This window comes from Vibrio sp. 1F255, assembly GCF_041439145.1.
Classification (GTDB): Bacteria; Pseudomonadota; Gammaproteobacteria; order Enterobacterales; family Vibrionaceae; genus Vibrio; species Vibrio crassostreae_C.
On record NZ_JBGONQ010000001.1, the window covers coordinates 41,582 to 58,721 of the forward strand.

Consider the following 17,140-nt stretch of genomic DNA (forward strand, 5'->3'; position numbering starts at 1 on the left):
CTAATTTAAATATGACTATTGAATCTGTTCCCCGCTCCGGCTTTGGCTATTTTATTTTCGGAATAAAAATCGCTTTATCACCGAGCATTCGTAAGTTTGTATTAATGCCACTTATCGCGAACGTGTTACTCGTAGGTGGTGCCTTGTTTTATATCTTCTCCAACCTAAACACTTGGATTGAAGGTTGGATTGGTGCATTGCCAAGTTTCTTGTCGTGGTTGTCATACATTTTATGGCCATTACTTGTGTTAACCGTCTTGGCCACATTCTCATATTTCTTTAGTACGCTCGCTAACTTCATTGCCGCACCGTTCAACGGTTTACTCGCGGTAAAAGTTGAAGAGTTGTTGAGCGGTAAAAAAGTTAATGACGATGGTTTACTTGATGTTCTCAAAGATACCCCACGTATATTAGCGAGAGAATGGCGCAAGCTTGTCTACATTCTGCCAAAAGCGATCGGTTTATTCCTACTTTTGTTAATTCCAGCACTAGGGCAAACCGTTGCTCCGTTTTTATGGTTCATTTTCACAGCATGGATGTTAGCGATTCAATACGCCGACTACCCGTTCGATAACCATAAAATCAAATTTGATGACATGAGAAACAATTTGAAACAAAAACAAGGCAAGAGCTACAGCTTTGGCGCGCTTGTTTCTGTGTTCACCACAATTCCAATTCTAAACCTGATCGTAATGCCCGTTGCCGTTTGCGGCGCGACGGCAATGTGGGTTGCTGAGTTTAAAGACCAAGCTCTGCGTTCTCGTCTATAATTCTCGTCTATAATTCTCGTCTATTACCCCGCCTATACTTCCTAGTTTCGCCTATCTTTTTGAAGTTCTGATTTCAATAAAGATAGGCGTGAATTCTGCTACATATCTATATGATATAACTTTTTAATCCTTTTACCTTTTTTTCAACTTGTTTAATCTAAATTCAAGCTGAATAAACATCGTAAGACACTAGACGGTAAAGTGATTGATATACTACGTTTAGTTCTGTCATTAAATGAAGGAATATCGCATGAGCAAGATCTACGAAGACAACACCCTAACGATTGGTAACACACCTCTAGTCCGCCTTAACAAAGTAAGCAAAGGTAACGTCCTAGCTAAGATCGAAGCTCGTAACCCAAGCTTCAGTGTTAAATGTCGTATCGGTTCAAACATGATCTGGGAAGCAGAAAAAGCGGGTACGCTTAAGCCAGGTATCGAGCTTGTTGAACCTACCAGTGGTAACACAGGTGTTGCACTTGCATTCGTAGCAGCAGCACGCGGTTACAAACTAACGCTAACTATGCCTGAATCAATGAGCCTAGAACGTCGTAAGCTGCTTAAAGCGCTTGGCGCAAACCTAGTGCTGACTGAAGCACCAAAAGGTATGAACGGTGCGATTGCTAAAGCAGAAGAGATTGTTGCTTCAGACCCAGACAAGTACCTACTACTTCAACAGTTCAACAACCCAGCCAACCCACAAATTCACGAGCAAACGACTGGTCCTGAAATTTGGGAAGCAACAGACGGCGAAATCGACGTGTTTGTAGCGGGTGTTGGTACGGGCGGTACTATCACAGGTACAAGTCGTTACATTAAAGGTGAAAAAGGCAAAGCGATCACTTCAGTAGCGGTTGAACCAGCAGAGTCTCCAGTGATTGCACAGGCACTTGCAGGTGAAGAAATCAAACCAGCTCCACACAAAATTCAAGGTATCGGTGCAGGTTTCATCCCTGGAAACCTAGATTTAGAGATTATTGACCGTGTTGAATCGGTAACTTCTGAAGAAGCGATCGAGATGGCTCAACGCCTAATGAAAGAAGAAGGTATTCTTGCTGGTATCTCATCTGGCGCGGCAGTAGTAGCAGCGAACAGAATCGCCGAACTACCTGAATTTGCAGGAAAAACTATCGTTACTGTACTACCAAGCTCTGGTGAGCGTTACCTAAGCACAGCCCTATTTGCTGGCATCTTTACGGAAAAAGAGAACCAACAATAATATGTGGTCAAATCAATTTTTCGTCCAAAAAAGCCCCGTTTAGGGGCTTTTTTGTTGATCCCTGCCCCACCTTTGGTAATATCGGGTCTGTTTTATTTTTCGCTTCAAAATAAAAGAAGCAATAAACAAATTCTGAAAGTCATGAGTACTCAGCAAAAGACGACCATGGCTGGATAAAAATTTATAACCAGTCTAAGTTCTAACACGAACATGGCGTACTAGCCTCTAGCGCATTTGGGCTAAAGCAGTTAAGCTAATCTGGTTACAAACTTACAAAAAATAAATTAATTGGGGTATATAAAATGTACGAGAAGCAAGTAGAAATCACAGCAGAAAACGGTCTTCACACTCGTCCAGCTGCACAGTTCGTTAAAGAAGCAAAATCTTTCGACGCTGACATCACAGTGACTTCTAACGGCAAAAGCGCTAGCGCGAAAAGCCTGTTCAAACTACAAACTTTAGGCCTAGTAAAAGGTACTAACGTTACTATTTCAGCTGAAGGTCCTCAAGCTCAGCAAGCAGTAGACCACCTAGTTGCTCTTATGGATCAACTACACTAATACGGTCTCCTTCTTTCAAAGCCATTTTGCATAGCAAAGTGGCTTTGTTCGAAATAGATAGGAATAAGCGCGACATTAGTCGACGACTTAAAGTCACACACTCTCCCGTTTACAGTTGAACAACTAAGGTAAGGCTATGATTTCAGGCATCCTAGCATCTCCTGGTATTGCTTTCGGTAAAGCACTACTACTTCAAGAAGATGAAATTGTCCTAAACACTCAATCTATCTCTGACGACCAAGTTGAAGCAGAAGTACAGCGTTTCTTTGACGCTCGTAACAAATCTTCTCAACAACTTGAAGTTGTTAAGCAAAAAGCACTTGAAACTTTTGGCGAAGAAAAAGAAGCAATCTTTGAAGGCCACATCATGCTGCTTGAAGATGAAGAGCTAGAAGAAGAGATTTTAGCACTCATCAAGAAAGACAAGATGCACGCAGACAACGCGATCCACACTGTGATCGAAGAGCAAGCTGTTGCACTAGAGTCTCTTGATGATGAGTACCTAAAAGAACGTGCAACTGATATCCGTGATATCGGTACTCGTTTCGTTAAAAATGCTCTAGGCATCAACATTGTATCTCTAGCAGATATCAATGAAGAAGTTATCCTAGTAGCTTACGACCTAACGCCATCTGAAACTGCACAAATCAACCTAGACTACGTTCTTGGTTTCGCTTGTGACATCGGCGGTCGTACATCTCATACTTCAATCATGGCACGTTCTCTTGAGCTTCCAGCTATCGTTGGTACTAACGATATCACTAAGCAAGTTAAGAACGGCGACATGCTTGTGCTAGACGCGATGAACAACAAGATCATCATCAACCCTTCTGAAGCTGAACTAGCAGAAGCTAAGAAAATCAAAGCAGATTTCGAAGCAGAAGCGGCTGAACTAGCAAAACTAAAAGATTTACACGCTGAAACTCTAGACGGTCACCGTGTAGAAGTTTGTGGCAACATCGGTACAGTAAAAGACTGTGACGGTATCCTGCGTAACGGCGGTGAAGGCGTTGGTCTGTACCGTACTGAATTCCTATTTATGGACCGTGACGCGCTTCCTACTGAAGAAGAGCAATACGTTGCTTACAAAGAAGTAGCAGAAGCAATGGAAGGCGAGTCAGTGATTATCCGTACTATGGATATCGGTGGCGACAAAGACCTACCATACATGGACCTTCCACAAGAGATGAACCCGTTCCTAGGCTGGCGTGCAGTACGTATCAGCTTGGATCGTCGTGAAATCCTACGTGACCAACTACGTGGCATCTTACGTGCATCTGCACACGGTAAACTACGTATCATGTTCCCAATGATCATTTCTGTTGAAGAGATCCGTGAACTGAAAAAAGCAATCGAAGAGTACAAAGTTGAACTTCGCGCTGAAGGCCTAGCTTTCGATGAAGAAATCGAAATCGGCGTAATGGTTGAGACTCCAGCAGCTGCTGCAATCGCACACCACCTAGCGAAAGAAGTATCTTTCTTCTCTATCGGTACTAACGACCTAACGCAATACACTCTTGCGGTAGACCGTGGTAACGAAATGATTTCTCACCTATACAACCCACTATCTCCTGCTGTTCTTACAGTAATCAAGCAAGTGATCGACGCATCACACGCTGAAGGTAAGTGGACTGGTATGTGTGGTGAGCTTGCTGGTGATGAGCGTGCAACGCTACTTCTTCTTGGTATGGGTCTAGATGAGTTCTCTATGAGCGGTATCTCTATCCCTAAAGTTAAGAAAGTAATCCGTAACTCTAACTTCGCTGAAGTTAAAGCTATGGCTGACGAAGCACTATCTCTACCAACAGCTGCTGAAATTGAAGCTTGCGTAGAAAAGTTCATCGCTGAGAAAACTCAGTAATCGCCAATCGCTTAATAACGTTAGACGGCTAAAAATAGTCGTCTAATTTGTTAGATTGGTATAGTATATTCTACAGAATAAAACTAAACGTTAGGAGCATGACACAATGGGTCTGTTTGACAAACTGAAAAAGCTTGTATCTGATGACAGCGCTGATGCTGGTGCAATCGAAATCATCGCACCTCTTTCTGGTGAAATCGTAAACATCGAAGATGTGCCAGATGTAGTTTTCGCTGAAAAAATCGTTGGTGACGGCATCGCGATCAAACCAGCTGGCGACAAAATGGTAGCTCCAGTTAACGGTACTATCGGTAAGATCTTCGAAACTAACCACGCATTCTCTATCGAGTCTGACGACGGTGTTGAGCTTTTCGTTCACTTCGGTATCGATACTGTTGAACTTAAAGGCGAAGGCTTCACTCGTGTAGCTGAAGAAGGTCAATCTGTTAAAGCTGGTGACACTATCATCACTTTCGACCTAGCGCTTCTAGAAGAGAAAGCAAAATCTACGCTTACTCCAGTTGTTATCTCTAACATGGACGAAATCAAAGAGCTGAACAAGCTTTCTGGTTCTGTAACTGTTGGCGAAACTCCAGTTCTTAAAGTAACTAAGTAATCTCGATTACTTATCTGCTTTAATTAAAACGCTACCTAAGGGTGGCGTTTTTTGTGCCTGCTATATAGTTCTAATGCCAGATTACCAGCCGCTTTGGCCTTATACCTAACAACTACAAATCCCCTTCTTCTTTGGGCCTCTCACGAACAGAGATCCCTGACATCTCGCTCGGTTCGATTCTGGGATGACGATTAAACACTATGGTTTAAGCCTGAGTGATTGTTACTCAAACCGACCTCTTCTATACAGTTAGCTATAGAGTCACCAATACCCAACTCCCGTCATTCCCTACAGTGAGGCACGAACGTGATAGGGAATCTCGCTTTCCAATCAACTACCAACACCACAACTCCCCTCTCTTCTCCAAATTTCAGGCAATAAAAAACCCAGCCGAAGCTGGGTCTGTTTAGCGCTCATCTCTCACCACGAGCTAATTTGTGGAAGCCTAACGTCAACACTATCGGTCAACGTGGCTTTTCAATCGATTAACCTAGTAGGCTAAGTGCCGAGTTCGGTGCTTGCTTCGCTTGAGCAAGAATCGAGCTTGAAGCTTGAGAAAGGATCTGAGACTTAGTCATCTGAGTCGTTTCTTTCGCGAAGTCGGTATCTTTAATACGGCTCTTAGATGCGTTAACGTTCTCGTTAATGTTGTCTAAGTTGCTGATAGCGTGGTCGAAACGGTTTTGGAAAGCACCTAGCTCAGCACGGTGACTGTCTACATACTTAAGGGCCGCATCGATTACTGCTACAGACTCTTGTGCGCCGCCAACAGATGTTACGTCGATAGTATCAACCGTTACGTCTTTAGCTGCTTGAATACCTAGCTCGCCCGCAAGACCGCCAGAGAAAGACACATCGCCGCTCACTTTGTTGTTGCCTGTGAACATTTGTAGCTTGCCGTCTTCAGTAACAGACGCTTTAACAGAATCTTGTTGACCGTTGATGTAAGTCGCTAGCTCTTCGATGTCATCACCCGCTTTTGCGCTGATGTCGATTTCTTGTGCTTGGCCGAAGTTGTCAGTGAACGACAGTTTTAGGTCGTTAGAGCCCGCTTGAACGTTCCAGTCTTTGTCTTTCGCGTTCTCAGTTTGGTAGCTCTTACCACCCATCTGAGCGTTATCAGAGCGCATGTCTTTCAGTTGAAGCATTACCGCTTCACCGTTATCCGCACCGATTTGGAATGATTTAGTACCGTGAGTACCGTTAAGCAGCTTGTTACCACCAAAAGACGTCGTTTCCGCGATACGGTTCAGTTCGTCGTTCAGTGCTGTTACTTCTTCTTGAATCGCTACACGCTCAGATTTTGAGTTTGAGCCGTTTGAAGATTGTAGAGACAAATCACGCATACGTTGCAGGATGTTAGTCGTCTCGTTCATTGCACCTTCAGCAGTTTGTGCAATTGAGATACCGTCGTTCGCGTTACGTACAGCAACATCAAGGCCACGACTTTGAACGTTCAAACGGTTCGAGATTTGTAGACCCGCAGCGTCATCTTTTGCGCTGTTGATTTTTGAGCCAGAAGCTAGACGCTCCATTGATGTTTGTTGTGCGCTGTTTGCATTGTTTAGGTAACGTTGCGCTGTCATCGCTGAAACGTTTGTATTTACATTCACTGCCATGGTGACTTCTCCAATTGATTTTCCGGTATAGCGGTTTCCGACGTCTCGGAAAACCAAGTAGTTATCTCTAAGTTACTTTTAATAACGGCGTGATTGGCGAAACCTTTAGGAAAAAAACAACAAATTTAAAGAAATAGCGGTAAAACAGAAGAAAGCGTGACTGGTCGTAAAATTATCGAAAAAAGATGAGAAAATCGCTAAAGTTGCCGGGAAGTCAGTCGAGTGAGAAATTGTATTTTTATTCGCCAAAAAGCACCGGCCAAGCTGAAATGCTTTTATAAGATTGTAGGTAATTCATTAACCTAATAACGTTAAAGCTAGATTCGGCGCTTGCTTGGCTTGAGCGAGTATCGTTGTGCTCACTTGCTGCAGTATTTGTTGCTTGAGCATTTGAGTGGTTTCTTTGGCGTAGTCGGTATCTTTGATTCGACTGTTTGATGTCGCCAAATTCTCATGAACGTTTTCAAGATTGTTAATGGCATGATCAAAGCGGTTTTGCATTGCCCCTAATTCAGAGCGATGGCTATCGACATACTTCATCGCCGTATCCAAAATAGAGACGGCGCGCTGAGCACCACCCACATCCGTTACATTGATGTCATTAACTGACTCGTAATAGCCCGCTGACATCGAAAGCTCACTGGCTAATGAACCTGAAAAAGAGATGGTACCCGCGGTATCTTCACCTGACATATAAATCTGAAGTTGTCCGTCATCATTAACAGAAGCCGATAAGAGATCCGTTTGACCATTAATGTAAGTCGCCAACTCTTCGATATCATCGCCCGCTTTCGCATTAATGGTGATCTCTTGAGGCTGACCAAAACGATCCGTAAACGACATCGTCATATCATTCTGGTTTGATTTCACTTCCCATGAATCACTGGCCATGCCATTAGCAACGTAGCTAAAGCCGCCCATGTTGATGTCATCAGTACGCATGCTTTTCAAACCAATCTGCACAGCTTCGCCCGAACTGCCGCCGATTTGAAACGAGGTGTGCCCAAAACTGCCGTTAAGGAGTTTTTTACCACCGAATGAAGTGGTTTCGGCAATTCGATTCAGCTCGTCATTTAACGCGGTGACTTCTTCTTGAATAGCGATTCGTTCCGATGAACTATTCGAGCCGTTACTCGCTTGTAGGGATAAGTCTCGCATGCGCTGCATGATATTAGTGGTTTCATTCATCGCCCCTTCTGCAGTCTGCATAATGGAGATACCGTCGTTAGCATTTCGAACAGCAACATCAATGCCACTCATCTGTGCTTCTAATCGATTTGAGATCTGTAAGCCAGCCGCATCGTCTTTTGCACTATTAATACGGCTCCCTGAAGCTAAGCGCTCCAAAGATTGGTTCAGCATGTTATTAGCGTTAGAGAGGTTTCTCTGAGCCACTAACGCCGAGACATTCGTATTGACAGTTATAGCCATAGACCTTCGCTTACAAAAAGAGGAATAAAACTCACGATTGCTCTTATATCGACCAATTCATATAAAGCTTTAATAAAAAAGGAGCCCTGAGGCTCCCTTTGTTTATTCTTTTTGAGACGACTTACTTAATCGTTAATGCACTCAACATCTCAGTTGAAGGAGCAAAGTAATACGCGCCAGTCACCGCTTTAGTAAAGCGAAGCAGTTGGTCTGTTTTGCCATCAGTTACGCCGTACATGCTCTCTAACATCGCATCGAAGTTATGACGAACGTTACAGTAAGCAATGAACAATAAGCCGTGGTCGCCCGTAGCAGTACCGTAAGGTAGACTGTGGCGAACAATCTTAAGCCCCTTGCCTTCTTCTTTGATATCCACACGGCCAACGTGAGACGCCGCAGGAACATCATCTAACTCAATTGAATCAGGTTTAGTTCGGCCAATCACTTTCTCTTGTGCCGACACATTCAAGCGATTCCAAGCTGGCAGATTGTGCACAAAACGCTGCACCATCACATAACTACCACCAGCGAATTCACCCTCAGGCACAATAGCAACTTCAGCACGTTGTGCGTCTTTCGGGTTTTCAGTGCCATCAACAAAGTCTGTCATGTCACGAGAGTCTAGGAAGCGGTAACCATAAGTTTCATCAACCACTTCAACATCAGCTGCTACTTCAGATAGCAATTTACGCAAGATAAAGAAGTGCAGATCATGTCGGTTTGAATGACAGTGAATCAGAACATCAGACAGTGTGCTCGGCGCGGTGATATCACCTTCACCCAGCACAGGGAAGTCGATCAAATCAGCGGGCGCTGCTTGCTCGAACTTATCCCAAAAAGCTTTTGAGAACGCAACCGATGCCGTTAAGTTCGCATCAGGCTGAGTTTGGTTTAGTTCGTCGATTAGAGTCGGAAGCTTTTGAATTTCTGCTAGTACATTAGCAGTATTAGCGTTCACTTTAAGTTGAACGTAAAGCGCGAAAGGCCCAGCTTCAGGCAAAATAGCACTTTGAACGTTAGGCTGCTCATTTGAAACATTAAGCATAGATTAATCCTTTCATTTTTTAGCTTCTAAGTATAATTGGGAATGGGACAAATGTTTTGATGAGAATCAGTCTTCGAGCTCAACCATTTTAAAGCAATCCCTTGCAGCATGGCTATTGGTTAGATAAAGCGCTAACCACAGCAGCAACAATAGGGTGATGCCATTTGACCAACGGAACCATCCGTTATCCAAATAGATTAAATAAATCGTATGGGAGCCCTGTGCCAAGATAGCCATCATGGTAACCCAACGTCCCCATGACACGACTTTGTTAAGGCGCTTTCTATCTGGCGATCTTAGCCCAAATAACCACATCAGCAGCAAACTAGGCACACTCAACGCGATCCCGACATAAAACATCTGATGGTCTGGGTAGATTATCTCAAGAATATCGGTTCCCGATTCTCGGCTTGCGCCTGCAACAATGAAAACGACCAAGGCTTTCGCAAGAAACAACCAACCTAGCCAGAGCAAGATTGGAGCTTTCAAAAAGCCGTGCTTGTCGTATTGTTCTATGGAGTACCGCACAAATCTCACTTTCACTTATTTTCAAACCAACACTTTAACGCAAATCATTCATACTTAACTAGCTTTGCGTTATCTTAGTAGCCAATCCGTTTTAATTGTCGAACTCAGTATGAAAAACAAAACTAATACGCCCTCTGTTGAATCTCAACAGGAAGCACTGAAGATAGCCAAAGCGACTCAAAAGCCAGCTCAAACCAAAGAACAAACTAAACTGATTGCTCAGGGTATCGAGAAAGGCATCGCACTGTACAAGAAACAGCAAAAAGAACGCAGCCGCCAAGCCGATAAAGCTAAAAAGCGCGTACAGAAAGAGAAGCAGACTCTACAAGCGAACCAAGACCAAGACCAAGACCAAGACCAAGACCAAGAACAGAATGTCGACTTGGATAATGAAACAACATCAAATCACGCCAGTAAATTGCCGTGGTTATTATTGTTCGCTAGCTGGATAGGCTTCGCGATTTATTTGATGAAATAACAGGATAAGCGTATGAAAAAGGAATTAATCGCTTTGGCTATGAGTAGCGTGTTACTCGGTTGCACGACACCGACATCAACGCCTCATAGCGAAGCTGCCAACGTGCAAATGGATTACCATGGCGTGATTAATATCGATAAATGTCAGTATAAAGGGGAAGTCACAGGCAGCGAAGGCCATTGGTACAACTACCTGTTTTACCCAAATGACACATTGATTCAAGGCGCCATGAATCAACTCAAGTCGAATACGATTGAGCTAGGCGCAGATACCGTGATATTCACACTTCCCCAAGATTTTTCCACATCCGTGACTATGCTGGGAACTGCCTATCTGTGTAAGTAAATAGAAACGTAATGGGGTAGCTCACAACTCATATTAGCGAGATGCTCCCTACTATTTCTATTCTAAAAAAAGAAAGCCAGCTTTCGCTGGCTTATGCACTAAATCCAAGGCTTGTTGCTATATCGCCTTTACGCTGGATAACCCATTGACTGTCAAATGGCCCCCAGTCGGATAACTGGTAATAGCCATCATTATGACGTCGCCCATCTTGAACAAACATAAGTTCGATACCGATCCCCGGTAACGCCTTGAGTACATCTTGAATAGTACGACGAGGCCACCCCGTTTTTTCGATGAGTTTAGGCACATTTGGCCTATCAAGGCTTTCCACTAACAATGCTAAATATAACCGCCTTGCAAAAACAGGACTCAACTCCATTGACACCTCCTATATATGTGCAGCTCAATTATTTCTTTTTTCGCTGACAACATGTTGAGGCTGATCAATAAGTCTCCAATAGTGACATTTTCTTACGCTTTTTTTTCACTCTATGAAATATTCATCACTCTATTTTGTCTGAGTTGCTGCTTCCTGATAGGATTCAACTCATAACAATGAAATAAAATCACTCAAAGGAAGAATAATGACTATCACCATGTTTGGTATCCCAAATTGCGACACCATTAAAAAAGCAAAGAAATGGCTCGAAGCTGAAGGTATCGAGTTCGAATTTCACGATTATCGCAAACAAGGCATCACAGAAGAGCTAGTAACAAGCTTCTGCTCTGAGCTAGGTTGGGAGCTTGTGCTAAACAAACGTGGTACGACTTATCGCCAACTTTCTCAAGAACAGAAAGACACCCTAACAGAAGAAAAAGCGGTGACTTTGCTAGTTGAACAACCTGCCATGATCAAGCGCCCAATCTTAAAAGTTGAAGGTAAGCTTCACATCGGATTTAAAGCCGACCAATACGCGGCTATTTTTGCTTAGATCGTTGTATTTACATAGACAGACAACTGGACGTTGATCATTGAATCAGCTTCTAAAAATTAATGACTAGACGTTTTATTTAAACAAGGAATTCAAGGATGACAGATAGCCCAACTTTGGCTCTGGCAAAAGACCTAATCAGCCGTCAATCGGTAACACCAGAAGATGCAGGCTGCCAAGACCTGATGATTGAACGCTTAAAAGCACTCGGTTTTGAAATCGAAGTGATGGTATTTGAAGATACGACCAACTTCTGGGCTCGTCGTGGTACTGAAGCGCCTCTGTTTGCTTTTGCTGGTCACACTGATGTGGTACCTGCAGGCCCAATCGAACAGTGGAACACTAAGCCATTCGAACCGACTATCGTAGACGGTTTCCTACATGGCCGTGGCGCTGCTGATATGAAAGGCTCTCTGGCTTCAATGATTGTTGCCGTCGAGCAGTTCATTGCCAAACACCCAGACCACACAGGCTCAATTGGTTTCCTGATCACTTCAGATGAGGAAGGTCCTTTCATCAACGGTACTGTACGTGTTGTTGAAGCATTAATGGCGCGCGGTGAAAACATCGATATGTGTATCGTTGGTGAACCATCGAGCACTGAGTTCGTGGGTGATGTCGTGAAGAACGGCCGTCGTGGCTCTATCACTGGCGACCTAACGATTAAAGGCACACAAGGTCATGTTGCCTACCCTCACCTAGCAAACAACCCAGTACACAGCTCTCTGCTTGCTATTAATGAGCTAGCAACAACTGAGTGGGATAAAGGTAATGATTACTTCCCGCCAACCAGTTTCCAAATTCCAAATGTGAGTGCGGGTACTGGTGCTTCAAACGTGATCCCTGGTGAGTTTAATGTTCAGTTTAACCTACGCTTTAGTACAGAGTTAAGCAACGACATCATCGTTGAGCGCATCACAACGACACTCGACAAGTATGATTTCGAATACGACCTAAGATGGACATTCAATGGCGACCCGTTCTTAACAGACGCAGGTTCACTGCTTGATGCTATTGTTGATGCAGTGGGTCACGTCAATGATGTGAAACCAGCACTGCTAACGACTGGCGGTACATCTGATGGTCGCTTTATTGCACGTATGGGCGGACAAGTGGTTGAACTAGGCCCTGTGAATGCAACGATTCACAAGGTTAACGAATGCGTGAAGGTAGCCGATTTAGAAAAGCTAACTGACATGTACGAAAGAACATTAGTGAACCTATTCGCTAAATAGTCTTTCATCAGCGATTCATAGCATCCAATTATTGAGAGACTCGTTATGACACCAGAGCAGCTTACCGGACAATCAGATTCTCATCTAGAGCCTAGCCTGATCGGCACCAAGACCTTCTTGGTCCACAGTGAGGTTAAGAATGACCTGAATAATTTGATTGAAGCTGCTCAGCTCGCTGGTTTTAAAATGGAGATTGCCAGTGGCTTTCGCGACTATGAAAGGCAATCTCTGATTTGGAACCGTAAGTTTTCTGGCGAAGCTCCGATATTAGATTCAGAAAGCCAACCTCTTGATGCTTCAAAACTGACCGAACAACAAAAGCTATCGGCTATCCTGAGATGGTCTGCGCTTCCCGGCGCGAGTCGTCATCATTGGGGTTGTGACTTCGATGTCTTTGCTCGTAACCACTTACCTGAAGGCATACATCTGCAATTAGAACCATGGGAATACCTTACTGGCCACCAGCAATCGTTTTACCAATGGCTATCAGTTCATGCTGCACAATTTGGTTTCTTCTTTCCTTACAGCCAAGATTTGGGTGGTGTGGCGATCGAACCATGGCATATCAGCCATCGCAAAGTATCGGAGTCGTGTTTATCACAGTTATCTCCGACTTTACTTGGCAAGCAACTCCAATCTAAGCCAGTATTAGGGTATGAGATTATTATGGAGCAGCTAGACGAGATCTATGCACGCTTCGTAGCGAATATCAGTCATTAGGAGCGCTTATGTTGGAGTGGCTTACAAACCCTTGGGTTATCATCATCATCGTAGTTAGCGTTGTTGTGGGTAACATCGCAGCGCTCAAACAGACAGCCAATATGGATCTGACGGGGCGTGGTAAAACTGAGCGAGATTTAGATAAGCTCAATCGCTCGGATAAACTTAACCAAGAGAAAGCTCAAAAAGAAGAATCCAAAGACAATAAAGACGCATAGCCTTTTGCTTTGGCTAATCAGCTTGATTGACCAATTTTGATTGACCAATGTAGCCTGATGACAACGAATACAATAAAAAAGAGGACACAGTGTGTCCTCTTTTTTATTTGCTTTTGCTAATCACAAGGCTGATTTAACTCAGCTTGTGACGGCTTGAATGACTACTCAGCTTTCGCTTCTTTGTCATCTTTGGTTTGGTCAGCAATATGCGCTAATACCGGAACCATAGACTTAAGCAGCTCTTCTTCTACTGGCTTACCTGATGCATCCGTTACGTTGATTGACGTACGGTTGCCAAGGTCACCAAATAGGAAGTTGTAAGTGCCTGGCGCTAAGTCGATAGGCTGTAGGCCAATTTCTTCCCAGAACTCATCATCTGGTGCTGCGTACTTCGCCTTCACCGTACCCTGAGATTGATTGCGTTCTTCAAGCTCAAAGCCCATTTCAGGCAACAAGTTAGGCAGACGCTGCCAGAATACATTGTATGGCGTACGAGCAATAATCACAGGGAAACCACTACGGTCAGCACCCATTGAAATTGGAATACGCTTCACCAACTCTTGCGCTTTCAGCGCCGCTTCAGCACGAAGGTTTTCATCGTACTTAGCCATAACTAGGTTGGTCAGGAACGCGTTGTAACGCTCTTTATTGGTTGCCGTTACTGTTTTCTCTTCAGTACCTTCACGCCAATCAATCAGATTAATCTTGAAGCCATGACGGTTGTTTGCTTGGAAGCGAGAGATAGAGTAACGACTACCAATCTCTACGTCTTCATCTTCAGAAACCCAAGTTACCCAATCGGTCTCAATCTCATTCTCTGATTGCTCACGAATACCAATACCACGTTGAGCCAGCATATCTACAGCCGTTTGCCACACGCGGTCTGCCTCTTCTGCGCGAAGAAGCCATAGTGTCACTTCACCGTTTTGACGCTCAGCACGAGCACCCGGGATCAGTTCAAGAACCTGTTGCGGTGGACGAATATCCACTTCACGACCAGTACCACCACTGAATTCACCGCTTGGGATGTCAAAATTTGGGTAGAACTGAGGCTGAGCATCTACAGGCAATTGCCATTGTGAAAACTCAGGTGTTTCTAAGTATTCGAAATCATCTTTGGCTTGGCGACGTTGAGTCGGGTTGCCAGAACATGCTGTAAGAACGAAAACAGCCAGTGACCCAATCACTAGCTGGTGAGAATACTTCATTTATACTCCTAAATGCCGAAGGTTCGCTTCGGCATCACTTCATACGTTTTAGTAAATGCACGCTTCAGTCATTGCTTGAGCAACAACAGGTTGAGCTGGCTCTGACAGTTCAGTCAGCGGTAGACGTAAGCCACCTTCAGCAATCAGACCCATTTTATGAACCGCCCATTTTACGGGAATAGGGTTAGACTCAACGAACAAATTCTTATGTAGAGGCATCAAACGCTCATTGATCGCTTCCGCTTCTTCAAACTTACCTTCTTTTGCTAGCTTGAACATGGTTGCCATATCAGCGGCTGCAACATTGTTCGTTACAGAGATCACGCCATCGCCACCACGCTTAACAAATTCTAGGCCTGTTAAGTCATCACCACTTAGTAAGATAAAGTCTTCGCCACAAAGTTCACGGTGAATTGCAATTCTGTCGAGATCACCCGTCGCATCTTTCAGTGCAACGATGTTTTCGATCTCAGCAAGACGAGCAACCGTTTCTGGCAACAAGTCTACCGCAGTACGACCTGGAACATTGTATAGAATTTGTGGAACGTCACTGACTTCAGCAATCGCTTTGTAGTGTTGGTACAAACCTTCTTGAGTCGGTTTGTTGTAGTAAGGCGTTACGCTCAGGCAACCAGCAATACCAGAACCATTCAACAAACGGCTGAATAGAACAGATTCATGAGTTGCATTTGCACCTGTACCAGCGATAACGGGAATACGACCATCAGCAAATTCAACGATCTTGTTGACGACTTTGACATGCTCTTCAATAGTGAGTGTTGAAGACTCACCTGTTGTGCCAACCGCAACCAGACCATCACTACCTGCAGCAATATGGTGCTCAACTAACTTTTTAAGGCTGTCGAAATCCACTTCACCATCTGTATTAAATGGCGTAACTAGCGCAACGATACTTCCTGAAAACATGTCTATCTCCCTTAATTTATTCTTTTTGCATGTTACTGTAAGCCAATCAATAAACACAAGACATTAAAGTGGCTTACCGGCAACATCTGCATTAAATATTGTCGTATGTTTGAGGTAAAACGACTTCTAACGGCGTTCTACCTAGAATTTGGGTAACCTGCACTCAATCTAGCGGATAGCACATCACTGGATGTCAGTAACAAGTAAGCTGTGCTCTCATCGCTCTATCTCATTTTTTAACGCGCTCGATATTCTTATCATTGGTTGCATGTTCGAAGCAAGGTCGCACATAAAAAGCCCCGCACGCACGCTTATTCCACGAGCTAACTGTGCTAACATGCATGAATCAATGGAATATAAAGAGACGTGATTTTATGACTCAACATCTAGTAATCACAGCTGTGGGCACTGATCGCCCAGGTGTATGCAACCAAGTGGTTCATTTAGTCACCCAATCAGGCTGTAACATTATTGATAGCCGTATCGCCCTGTTTGGCGAAGAATTTACGCTTATCATGCTGCTGTCTGGAAAGGCAAACAACATTACCCGCGTTGAAACCACCTTGCCCTTGCTTGGACAAGAGCACGACTTGATTACGATTATGAAGCGAACCTCAACTCATGATGTTATTGAGAACTCTTACACAGTAGAGGTGTTCGTTGAGTCAGACGATAAAATCGGACTTACTGAGCAGTTTACCCAGTTCTTCGCAGACCGAAACATCGGCCTCGATTCGTTAAGTGCACGAACCATCAATAAATCTAAGGTTCAACTCGACAACGACCAATTCCATATCTCTATTACCGCTTCTGTGCAATCAGAATGTAACTTGATGCAGCTACAAGAAGAATTCGATTCGCTGTGTCAGAGCCTATCAGTCCAAGGCTCGCTCAACTTTATCAAAAACAGTCTTTAAAAAGGAAATGTCATGAATACGCTAACGGCTGGTGTTCCAGCACCTGCTTTTTCTCTTCCAGATCAAGATGGCAATATCGTATCTCTTGGTGACTTCAAAGGTAAAAAAGTACTTTTCTATTTTTACCCTAAAGCAATGACTCCAGGTTGTATTGTGCAAGCGGAAGGCCTGCGTGATATCAAAACACAGCTTGATGACCTAAACGTGGTTGTTCTAGGTGTGAGTGTTGACCCAGTAAAACGTCTACCAAACTTCGTTGAGAAGAAATCTCTAAACTTCACCCTGCTATCTGATGAAGACCACAGCGTTGCTGAACAGTTTGGCGTTTGGGGCGAGAAAAAATTCATGGGTAAAATCTACGACGGTCTGCACCGTATTAGCTTCCTAATTGATGAAGAAGGTCAGATTGAACATGTCTTCAACAAGTTCAAGACTAAGACTCACCACGAAGTGGTTCTAGATTACTTCAATCAAGAAGCTTAAGGGCGATTTGAGTGAGTTAATGACTTAG

Annotated in this window: 20 protein-coding genes; 13 read left to right on the top strand and 7 right to left on the bottom strand. The window is 43.9% G+C overall.

The features are described from left to right. Positions 1-11 precede the first annotated feature (11 nt). The 5 genes from cysZ (at position 12) to crr (ending at position 5,026) form a co-directional block, all read left to right on the top strand. Positions 12-770, top strand: coding sequence for a sulfate transporter CysZ (gene cysZ / locus ACED41_RS00205; protein ID WP_371724309.1), 759 nt, complete (start codon positions 12-14; stop codon positions 768-770). A 250-nt stretch (positions 771-1,020) separates the two neighbouring features. Further along, positions 1,021-1,989: a cysteine synthase A gene (gene cysK, locus ACED41_RS00210; protein ID WP_017061934.1), complete on the top strand. Its 969-nt coding sequence runs from the start codon at positions 1,021-1,023 to the stop codon at positions 1,987-1,989. A 302-nt stretch (positions 1,990-2,291) separates the two neighbouring features. After that, positions 2,292-2,549 (top strand): HPr family phosphocarrier protein, encoded by a 258-nt coding sequence (locus ACED41_RS00215; RefSeq protein ID WP_004734263.1) that lies wholly within the window; start codon positions 2,292-2,294, stop codon positions 2,547-2,549. Positions 2,550-2,685: 136 nt separating this feature from the next. After that, positions 2,686-4,410, top strand: a complete 1,725-nt coding sequence (gene ptsI / locus ACED41_RS00220; RefSeq protein WP_048660880.1) for a phosphoenolpyruvate-protein phosphotransferase PtsI — start codon at positions 2,686-2,688, stop codon at positions 4,408-4,410. A 106-nt stretch (positions 4,411-4,516) separates the two neighbouring features. Continuing rightward, positions 4,517-5,026: a PTS glucose transporter subunit IIA gene (crr, locus tag ACED41_RS00225; protein WP_004737851.1), complete on the top strand. Its 510-nt coding sequence runs from the start codon at positions 4,517-4,519 to the stop codon at positions 5,024-5,026. A 485-nt stretch (positions 5,027-5,511) separates the two neighbouring features. On the opposite strand, the gene ACED41_RS00230 is transcribed toward crr, so the two are convergent. The 4 genes from ACED41_RS00230 to ACED41_RS00245 form a co-directional block, all read right to left on the bottom strand. After that, entirely contained in the window at positions 5,512-6,645 is a 1,134-nt protein-coding gene (locus tag ACED41_RS00230; RefSeq protein WP_102300543.1) for a flagellin, read from the bottom strand. A 297-nt stretch (positions 6,646-6,942) separates the two neighbouring features. After that, a complete protein-coding gene (locus tag ACED41_RS00235; protein ID WP_017063389.1) occupies positions 6,943-8,076 on the bottom strand; it encodes a flagellin in 1,134 nt (377 codons plus the stop codon). A gap of 121 nt (positions 8,077-8,197) precedes the next feature. Further along, complete coding sequence (locus ACED41_RS00240; protein ID WP_371724310.1) at positions 8,198-9,121, bottom strand: Dyp-type peroxidase; 924 nt, start codon at positions 9,119-9,121, stop codon at positions 8,198-8,200. A gap of 66 nt (positions 9,122-9,187) precedes the next feature. Then, positions 9,188-9,649 carry a DUF2919 family protein gene (locus tag ACED41_RS00245; RefSeq protein WP_171732524.1) on the bottom strand — a complete coding sequence of 154 codons (462 nt, stop codon included), beginning with the start codon at positions 9,647-9,649 and terminating at the stop codon, positions 9,188-9,190. Positions 9,650-9,758: 109 nt separating this feature from the next. Here ACED41_RS00245 and ACED41_RS00250 point away from each other — a divergent pair, with 109 nt between their 5' ends. Next, entirely contained in the window at positions 9,759-10,127 is a 369-nt protein-coding gene (locus ACED41_RS00250) for a DUF2956 domain-containing protein (RefSeq protein ID WP_371724311.1), read from the top strand. A 12-nt stretch (positions 10,128-10,139) separates the two neighbouring features. Beyond that, positions 10,140-10,472 (top strand): DUF4156 domain-containing protein, encoded by a 333-nt coding sequence (locus ACED41_RS00255; protein ID WP_065585044.1) that lies wholly within the window; start codon positions 10,140-10,142, stop codon positions 10,470-10,472. A 91-nt stretch (positions 10,473-10,563) separates the two neighbouring features. Here ACED41_RS00255 and ACED41_RS00260 read toward each other — a convergent pair whose 3' ends face one another. After that, positions 10,564-10,851 carry a helix-turn-helix domain-containing protein gene (locus tag ACED41_RS00260; RefSeq protein ID WP_004734273.1) on the bottom strand — a complete coding sequence of 96 codons (288 nt, stop codon included), beginning with the start codon at positions 10,849-10,851 and terminating at the stop codon, positions 10,564-10,566. A gap of 205 nt (positions 10,852-11,056) precedes the next feature. Here ACED41_RS00260 and ACED41_RS00265 point away from each other — a divergent pair, with 205 nt between their 5' ends. From ACED41_RS00265 to ACED41_RS00280, 4 genes are all read left to right on the top strand, one after another. After that, positions 11,057-11,404, top strand: a complete 348-nt coding sequence (locus tag ACED41_RS00265) for an ArsC family reductase (RefSeq protein ID WP_017060699.1) — start codon at positions 11,057-11,059, stop codon at positions 11,402-11,404. Between the two features lie 98 nt (positions 11,405-11,502). Next, positions 11,503-12,639 (top strand): succinyl-diaminopimelate desuccinylase, encoded by a 1,137-nt coding sequence (gene dapE / locus ACED41_RS00270; RefSeq protein ID WP_017060700.1) that lies wholly within the window; start codon positions 11,503-11,505, stop codon positions 12,637-12,639. A 45-nt stretch (positions 12,640-12,684) separates the two neighbouring features. Then, a complete protein-coding gene (locus ACED41_RS00275) occupies positions 12,685-13,359 on the top strand; it encodes a M15 family metallopeptidase (protein ID WP_017063385.1) in 675 nt (224 codons plus the stop codon). Positions 13,360-13,367: 8 nt separating this feature from the next. Continuing rightward, the gene (locus ACED41_RS00280) at positions 13,368-13,577 is read left to right on the top strand and encodes a DUF2897 family protein (protein WP_136979761.1); all 210 of its coding nucleotides are present in this window, start codon (positions 13,368-13,370) and stop codon (positions 13,575-13,577) included. Positions 13,578-13,738: 161 nt separating this feature from the next. On the opposite strand, the gene bamC is transcribed toward ACED41_RS00280, so the two are convergent. Both bamC and dapA read right to left on the bottom strand, forming a co-directional pair. Continuing rightward, positions 13,739-14,785, bottom strand: coding sequence for an outer membrane protein assembly factor BamC (gene bamC / locus ACED41_RS00285; protein ID WP_017060703.1), 1,047 nt, complete (start codon positions 14,783-14,785; stop codon positions 13,739-13,741). A 48-nt stretch (positions 14,786-14,833) separates the two neighbouring features. Further along, positions 14,834-15,712: a 4-hydroxy-tetrahydrodipicolinate synthase gene (dapA, locus tag ACED41_RS00290; RefSeq protein ID WP_017060704.1), complete on the bottom strand. Its 879-nt coding sequence runs from the start codon at positions 15,710-15,712 to the stop codon at positions 14,834-14,836. Positions 15,713-16,086: 374 nt separating this feature from the next. Between dapA and ACED41_RS00295 the strand changes: the two genes are divergently transcribed. Next, entirely contained in the window at positions 16,087-16,629 is a 543-nt protein-coding gene (locus ACED41_RS00295) for a glycine cleavage system protein R (protein WP_017060705.1), read from the top strand. 12 nt (positions 16,630-16,641) lie between these two features. Beyond that, the gene (gene bcp, locus ACED41_RS00300) at positions 16,642-17,112 is read left to right on the top strand and encodes a thioredoxin-dependent thiol peroxidase (RefSeq protein ID WP_017060706.1); all 471 of its coding nucleotides are present in this window, start codon (positions 16,642-16,644) and stop codon (positions 17,110-17,112) included. Positions 17,113-17,140 lie beyond the last annotated feature (28 nt).

Bases quoted from the DNA above. Each gene is read 5' to 3' on its own strand.
- cysZ (WP_371724309.1), top strand. From the start codon at position 12: ATGACTATTGAATCTGTTCCCCGCTCCGGCTTTGGCTATTTTATTTTC.
- cysK (WP_017061934.1), top strand. From the start codon at position 1,021: ATGAGCAAGATCTACGAAGACAACACCCTAACGATTGGTAACACACCT.
- ACED41_RS00215 (WP_004734263.1), top strand. From the start codon at position 2,292: ATGTACGAGAAGCAAGTAGAAATCACAGCAGAAAACGGTCTTCACACT.
- ptsI (WP_048660880.1), top strand. From the start codon at position 2,686: ATGATTTCAGGCATCCTAGCATCTCCTGGTATTGCTTTCGGTAAAGCA.
- crr (WP_004737851.1), top strand. From the start codon at position 4,517: ATGGGTCTGTTTGACAAACTGAAAAAGCTTGTATCTGATGACAGCGCT.
- ACED41_RS00230 (WP_102300543.1), bottom strand. From the start codon at position 6,645: ATGGCAGTGAATGTAAATACAAACGTTTCAGCGATGACAGCGCAACGT.
- ACED41_RS00235 (WP_017063389.1), bottom strand. From the start codon at position 8,076: ATGGCTATAACTGTCAATACGAATGTCTCGGCGTTAGTGGCTCAGAGA.
- ACED41_RS00240 (WP_371724310.1), bottom strand. From the start codon at position 9,121: ATGCTTAATGTTTCAAATGAGCAGCCTAACGTTCAAAGTGCTATTTTG.
- ACED41_RS00250 (WP_371724311.1), top strand. From the start codon at position 9,759: ATGAAAAACAAAACTAATACGCCCTCTGTTGAATCTCAACAGGAAGCA.
- ACED41_RS00255 (WP_065585044.1), top strand. From the start codon at position 10,140: ATGAAAAAGGAATTAATCGCTTTGGCTATGAGTAGCGTGTTACTCGGT.
- ACED41_RS00260 (WP_004734273.1), bottom strand. From the start codon at position 10,851: ATGGAGTTGAGTCCTGTTTTTGCAAGGCGGTTATATTTAGCATTGTTA.
- ACED41_RS00265 (WP_017060699.1), top strand. From the start codon at position 11,057: ATGACTATCACCATGTTTGGTATCCCAAATTGCGACACCATTAAAAAA.
- dapE (WP_017060700.1), top strand. From the start codon at position 11,503: ATGACAGATAGCCCAACTTTGGCTCTGGCAAAAGACCTAATCAGCCGT.
- ACED41_RS00275 (WP_017063385.1), top strand. From the start codon at position 12,685: ATGACACCAGAGCAGCTTACCGGACAATCAGATTCTCATCTAGAGCCT.
- ACED41_RS00280 (WP_136979761.1), top strand. From the start codon at position 13,368: ATGTTGGAGTGGCTTACAAACCCTTGGGTTATCATCATCATCGTAGTT.
- bamC (WP_017060703.1), bottom strand. From the start codon at position 14,785: ATGAAGTATTCTCACCAGCTAGTGATTGGGTCACTGGCTGTTTTCGTT.
- dapA (WP_017060704.1), bottom strand. From the start codon at position 15,712: ATGTTTTCAGGAAGTATCGTTGCGCTAGTTACGCCATTTAATACAGAT.
- ACED41_RS00295 (WP_017060705.1), top strand. From the start codon at position 16,087: ATGACTCAACATCTAGTAATCACAGCTGTGGGCACTGATCGCCCAGGT.
- bcp (WP_017060706.1), top strand. From the start codon at position 16,642: ATGAATACGCTAACGGCTGGTGTTCCAGCACCTGCTTTTTCTCTTCCA.